Here is a 5595-nt window from a genome sequence, read left to right on the forward strand (position 1 = left end):
CTAGGTGCGCGGGTCAGAATCGGGTGGCGTGGCGCGCGGCGTTGACTCTGGCATCGCGCGCTGACGGTCGCGAACGGGAACGGGCGGGCCGTTGCGGTGTGAGAGCGTGCGGGATCGCACGGCGAGGGGCTCGTGGCGACTGTCGGTGCGTGCTGTGACGCCCAGGGACCCCTGGGGAGGCCTATGCGGGCGCCAGCCCGGCGGCTGTAGCGACGCGGAGCTTGCGGAGGTTGTGGCAGATCGTGTGGAGTAGCCATTCGCCTTGGGCGCCGGCGAGTCCGCGTAGCCGGAGCTGTCCGGCGTTTTGCCGGGTCTTCATCTGCCCGAACGCGGGTTCAACGATGGCTTTGCGGCGCGCGTAGTCGGTGCGGCCCTGCTCGGTGCGCAGCGCGTGCGCCATCCGCTCCCGCCGGCTCGCGTCCTCTGGGGCCGGGTCCGGGGCGCCGGCGGTAGGGAAGCTCTCGCCGTGACGTTGCCGTCCCGTCGCGATCAACACCTGTGCGTCCAGATCGTCGGCGGCTTCGAGGTTGGCTTCCGAGCAGTAGCCCGCGTCAGCGAGGACGACCTCTGGGGAACGCTCGATTCCTGCCGCGTCGAGGTTCCGTAGGGTCTGCTCGGCCATCGGGACGAACTGCTGGATATCGGTGGCCTGCTGGGTGACCTCGGCGCTCAACACGATCTGGTGGCCCTCATCGACAACGGCCTGCGCGTTGAACGCGTAATCGAAGCCGCGGACCGTCTTCATCATCCGCGCCTCAGGATCGGTGAAATTGCGTTGCGCTTTCGGCTTCGGCGCCGCCGTGTCCACCGCAGTCGCGACGGCCGCGTCGGCCTGCTCAGGGGGCTGACCGGCGGCGTCGGCCTTCTTCCGCGCCACGGCTGCCGCCTTCTCGGCGGCGTCGGCCTCGATCGCGTCCTTCGCGGCACGTAGTTTTGCCAGGCGCCCCTCACGGCGGGCCAGCTCCGGGGCGACCTCGTCCCCGCGCCGGTCCTGGCCGAACTGCTGATCCTCGGCCTCATCGACCGCCTCCGCCTCGGCGAGCAGCGCAGCGACCTCGGCTTGGAGCTGATCGATCTTCGGCACGATCCGGTCATAGCTCATCGCCTTATGCCGCGACGCGTTCGCAGCCAGCTTCGTGCCATCCAGCGCGACCCGCCCCAACCGCACCAGCCCCGCCTCCGCGCAGACCCGCAGCACCTGCAGGAACAACCCCGGCAGGGCATCCAGGTGACGCCGACGAAACCGGGCCAGCGACCGGTAGTCGGGCGCCTGGTTGCCCGACAGCCACCGGAAGGCGATATCGCGCTTGCAGCGCCGCTCCAACTCACGAGACGAGGTCACGCCCGTCGCGTACGCGAACAGCAGCAGCTTCAACATCATCCGCGGGTCATACGGAGGCGCACCCGAGGCGGACGCGTACGACGCGTAGACCGGCGTCAGATCCAAGAGCTCTTCGACGACCTCGGAGATGAACCGGGCCTCATCATCCTCGTCCAGCCAGTCATCCAGACTCGGCGGGAGCAGGAAACACTGCCCCTGGTCATACCCACGGAACGTCTTGCCCGCACCCGCCGGTGCAGCCGATCCCGGCGCCCGCGCCTCACCCGGCTCGACCTCGAACAGACCCTCCAGGCTGGCAGTCACCGTCATGAATCGATTCTCCCAGCACCCCGCGCTATCCACCGGATTCACCCCGGCGCGTTAACGGAAGGATCTGACCCACGCACCTAGTCGGGTCGACGCTCACACTCGTTCACGCGGTAACAGCAGATTCAGGACTAACCCGAGCGTTATCCGTTGCTCCGCTCGCATACGTCGGCCGCATCAGTTACGAGCTCTACCTGTGGCACTTTCCTGTGTTGGTGGCATTGGCCTGGGCGACGGGAGGCGTGTTCATTGACGTTGCTTGGATCGCTGCACCGGTCTCAATCATGGCGGCCGTTGCAGCTCACCACTCATTGGCCCCCGCGATCGACCGCTGGAAGTCGCAGGCATCCAAGATCCTTGAGGCACCGAGTGACGACTCGAGCACAAGGTGACTACTCACCAACCATGTCCCAGGCGCCGCTACGAATCGCTCGACGGGCTGCGTGGCGTCGCAGCATTGATCGTGGTCCTGTGTCACCTCGCCCTCATCGATCCCGCGGTTGCCTCGTATCTGGTGGACGGGCAGGAGCAGGGACTCGACGCCATCCGCCGAGTTCTGCTGCAGTCGCCAGCGAACGTGTTCCTCGCCGGCGAAGAAGCCGTGTATGTGTTCTTCGTGCTCTCCGGATTCGTCCTCGCAATCGGCCCAGCGCGCGGTTCGATTCTCCGCTGGCGCGTCTACTACCCGCGACGACTCGTCAGGCTCTATGTTCCCTCCATCGCCGCGTTGTTCCTCGCGTTGGGGACCACGCTCATCGTCCCTCGGACGGTGTCACCCATGCAGAGCGTGTGGATCAATCAGCACGCTGAGGGCGGGCATGGTCTCCAAGAAGCCCTGCTCGGGTCGACGTTGATGATCGACGCGGAGGCGCTGAACACTCCACTATGGTCGCTGCAGCTCGAGGTGATCTTTTCGATTCTTCTACCCCTCTATCTGTTCGTGGCGCGCCGGACTCCGACCAATCTCGCCCTTCCGAGCATTCTCGCTTTGGCCGCGTTGAGCGGGATCGGCATGGCCCTTGAGATCCGCGTGCTGATGTACCTACCGGTCTTCGCAGTCGGGGTGCTCTTGGCATATGGCGCTAATCAGCTCAGTGAGATCGCGAGCGAGACGACCCGCGCACAGTGGATGCTTGTTTCTCTCGCTGCTCTGCTCCTCATCACGTCAGGAGCAACTGCCCGACTAGTGCCGAACTCGGAGTCGGCCGCTCCAGCGCTTCTCATGGCGACGATCGTCGGAGCCGCGATGAGTGTATACATCGCAGCTTGGTCGCCATCGGCGGCCAGGGTACTAACGCTTCGCCCGGTCAGGTGGCTTGGACTCGTTTCGTTTAGCCTGTATCTAGTACACGAGCCCATCATTGTCGCGCTTGCGTTTGTGTCGCACGGGCAGTTCCCGATGTGGCTGATCTACTCGATCGGGGTAACCGTCTCCCTCGCCGTGGCGCAGCTCTTCTACCTCGTAGTAGAGAAACCGTCCCACCACCTGTCCCGTATGATCGGCGGGAAAAAAGCCGCGCGCCCCGGGGAGGCCATCCGTGCAGACACCGATTAAAGGCCTCGCCTATTGGTGGCACCGGACCGGCAAACGTGTGCCGCCTGCGGAGGACAGGTGGATAACGCGGAGTCAGTGACGTGCTCCTCAAAGTGTGCTGAGGAGCACATCAGCAACCTCGCGATCTAGGATCGGCCTGTCATTCGGTTGCAGAAGTCGAGAACCTCGGCCGCCTGATGAAGGCTCGCGTCCCCGTGTTCTCCGCTCGCCACGTGGTACTCGATCTCGTTCGTGTTCTCGAGCTTCGCCATGAGCAATGCCGCGTCGAGCGGGGAGCGCGGGTCGTGCGGGGAGCGACCGCGCTGGCTCAACCTGCCCGTTTACTGACGGCGCATAAGAACTGTGGTCCCGGTAGGGTCGAAAGAGCAACTCGCCCCTGCCCCACACGATCGGATTCTTCTTGACGAAGCGTGCACTCATCACCGGAATCACGGGCCAGGATGGTTCCTACCTCGCCGAGCTTCTGCTCTCGAAGGGGTACGAAGTGCACGGGCTGATCCGGCGAGCATCAACCTTCAACACGGCGCGCATCGACCACCTCTACGTTGACCCCCACGACCCGGCCGCGAATCTCTTCCTGCATTACGGCGACCTGAGCGACGGTGCGCGTCTGGTGACCCTCCTGGCCGAGATCAACCCCGACGAGGTATACAACCTGGCCGCTCAGTCGCACGTACGTGTCTCGTTCGACGAGCCCGAGCACACGGCCGACACGACCGGCACCGGCACGATCCGCATGCTCGAAGCCGTTCGACTCTCGGGCATCCAGACGCGGTTCTACCAGGCGTCGTCGTCCGAGCTCTACGGGGCCACTCCCCCGCCGCAGGACGAGAGCACGCCCTTCTACCCCCGCTCGCCTTACGCGGCCGCGAAGCTCTACAGCTACTGGATCACCAAGAACTACCGCGAGGCCTACGGCATGTTCGCGGTCAACGGCATCCTCTTCAACCACGAATCGCCTCGCCGTGGTGAGACGTTCGTGACGCGCAAGATCACACGTGCTGTCGCAGCCATCAAGGCGGGGACGCAAGAGCACGTCTACATGGGCAACATCGACTCGATCCGCGACTGGGGTTACGCCGCCGAGTACGTCGAGGGCATGTGGCGCATGTTGCAGGTCGACGAACCCGACGACTTCGTTCTCGCGACCGGGCTCGGCATCACCGTGCGCGAATTTCTCGAGATCTCGTTCAGTCACGCCGGTCTCGACTGGGAGAAGCACGTCCGCTTTGACGAGCGCTACCTTCGCCCCACCGAGGTCGACGCGCTGATCGGCGACCCGTCCCACGCGAAGGACAAGCTGGGCTGGACCCCGACGATCGACGGTCGCGAACTGGCTCGTCTGATGGTCGACGCCGACATCGAGGCTCTCGAGCACGCGGGACGTCCCTGGATCGACAAAGTTTCGCTCGGCTCGTGGGGCACCAAGTGACGGCTTCGGACGGGCTCGATTACACCCCGCGCCCGCTCGATCGCGACGCGACCTTCTACGTCGCCGGTCACCGCGGGCTGGTCGGATCCGCGATCTGGCGGCGACTCGAATCCGCGGGCTTCGACCGGCTCGTCGGCAAGCCCTCAGCTGAGCTTGACCTCAAGAACCGCGATGCGGTGTTCGAGTACATGTCCGAGATCAAGCCCAAGTACGTTGTGCTGGCGGCGGCGAAGGTCGGCGGCATCCTGGCGAACAGCACCTACCCCGTCGACTTCCTGAGCGACAACATGCGCATTCAGGTCAACGTCTTGGATGCCGCACTCGCGAACGATGTCGAGCGTGTTCTGTTTCTCGGTTCGTCCTGCATCTACCCCAAGTTCGCATCACAGCCGATCCACGAGGACTCGCTGCTCACCGGTCACCTCGAGCCAACCAACGACTCGTACGCGATCGCGAAGATCGCGGGCATCCTCCAGACCCAGGCGGTACGCCGCCAGTACGGACTGCCGTGGATCTCGGCCATGCCGACCAACCTGTACGGCCCCAACGACAACTTCTCTCCCCAGGGTTCACACGTTCTACCCGCGCTCATCCGCCGCTACGACGAGGCTGCGCAGACGGGCGCTCCCGTCGTTACCAACTGGGGCACGGGCACGCCTCGCCGCGAGTTCTTGCACGCAGACGACATGGCTGACGCCTGCCTCCACCTGCTCGAGCACTACGACGGCCCGGAGCAGGTGAACGTCGGTACCGGATCAGACGTGACGATTCGCGAGATCGCGAACACGATCGCGAACGTCGTCGGGTTCACCGGCGAGACGGAATGGGACACAAGCAAGCCAGACGGGACGCCCCAGAAACTGCTCGACGTGTCAAAGCTCGCCGACGCAGGGTGGACTTCGCAGATCACGCTCGGTGAGGGACTGGAACGAACCGTCGCCTGGTATCGCCAGCACGTCG

The 5595-nt window shown here is 64.8% G+C and carries 4 protein-coding genes; 3 read left to right on the plus strand and 1 reads right to left on the minus strand.

Translation table 11 applies throughout. From position 1 onward, the window contains the following. Positions 1 to 181: 181 nt before the first annotated feature. A complete protein-coding gene (locus tag CGU34_RS03955; RefSeq protein WP_036294992.1) occupies positions 182 to 1651 on the minus strand; it encodes an IS1182 family transposase in 1470 nt (489 codons plus the stop codon). 385 nt (positions 1652 to 2036) lie between these two features. On the opposite strand from CGU34_RS03955, the gene CGU34_RS03960 reads away from it, so the two are divergent. The 3 genes from CGU34_RS03960 to CGU34_RS03970 form a co-directional block, all read left to right on the plus strand. Further along, a complete protein-coding gene (locus CGU34_RS03960; RefSeq protein WP_100813327.1) occupies positions 2037 to 3203 on the plus strand; it encodes an acyltransferase family protein in 1167 nt (388 codons plus the stop codon). Positions 3204 to 3603: 400 nt separating this feature from the next. Further along, positions 3604 to 4635 carry a GDP-mannose 4,6-dehydratase gene (gene gmd / locus CGU34_RS03965; RefSeq protein WP_100813328.1) on the plus strand — a complete coding sequence of 344 codons (1032 nt, stop codon included), beginning with the start codon at positions 3604 to 3606 and terminating at the stop codon, positions 4633 to 4635. Beyond that, on the plus strand, positions 4632 to 5595 hold a 964-nt coding region (locus CGU34_RS03970; protein ID WP_100813329.1), incomplete at its 3' end, for a GDP-L-fucose synthase family protein. The genes gmd and CGU34_RS03970, both read left to right, overlap by 4 nt.

Origin of the sequence: Microbacterium lacus (genome assembly GCF_002812805.1) — a bacterium.
Taxonomy (GTDB): domain Bacteria; phylum Actinomycetota; class Actinomycetes; order Actinomycetales; family Microbacteriaceae; genus Microbacterium; species Microbacterium lacus_A.

Coding starts and splice junctions, on each gene's coding strand:
- CGU34_RS03955 (WP_036294992.1), bottom strand. CDS start 1,651: ATGACGGTGACTGCCAGCCTGGAGGGTCTGTTCGAGGTCGAGCCGGGT.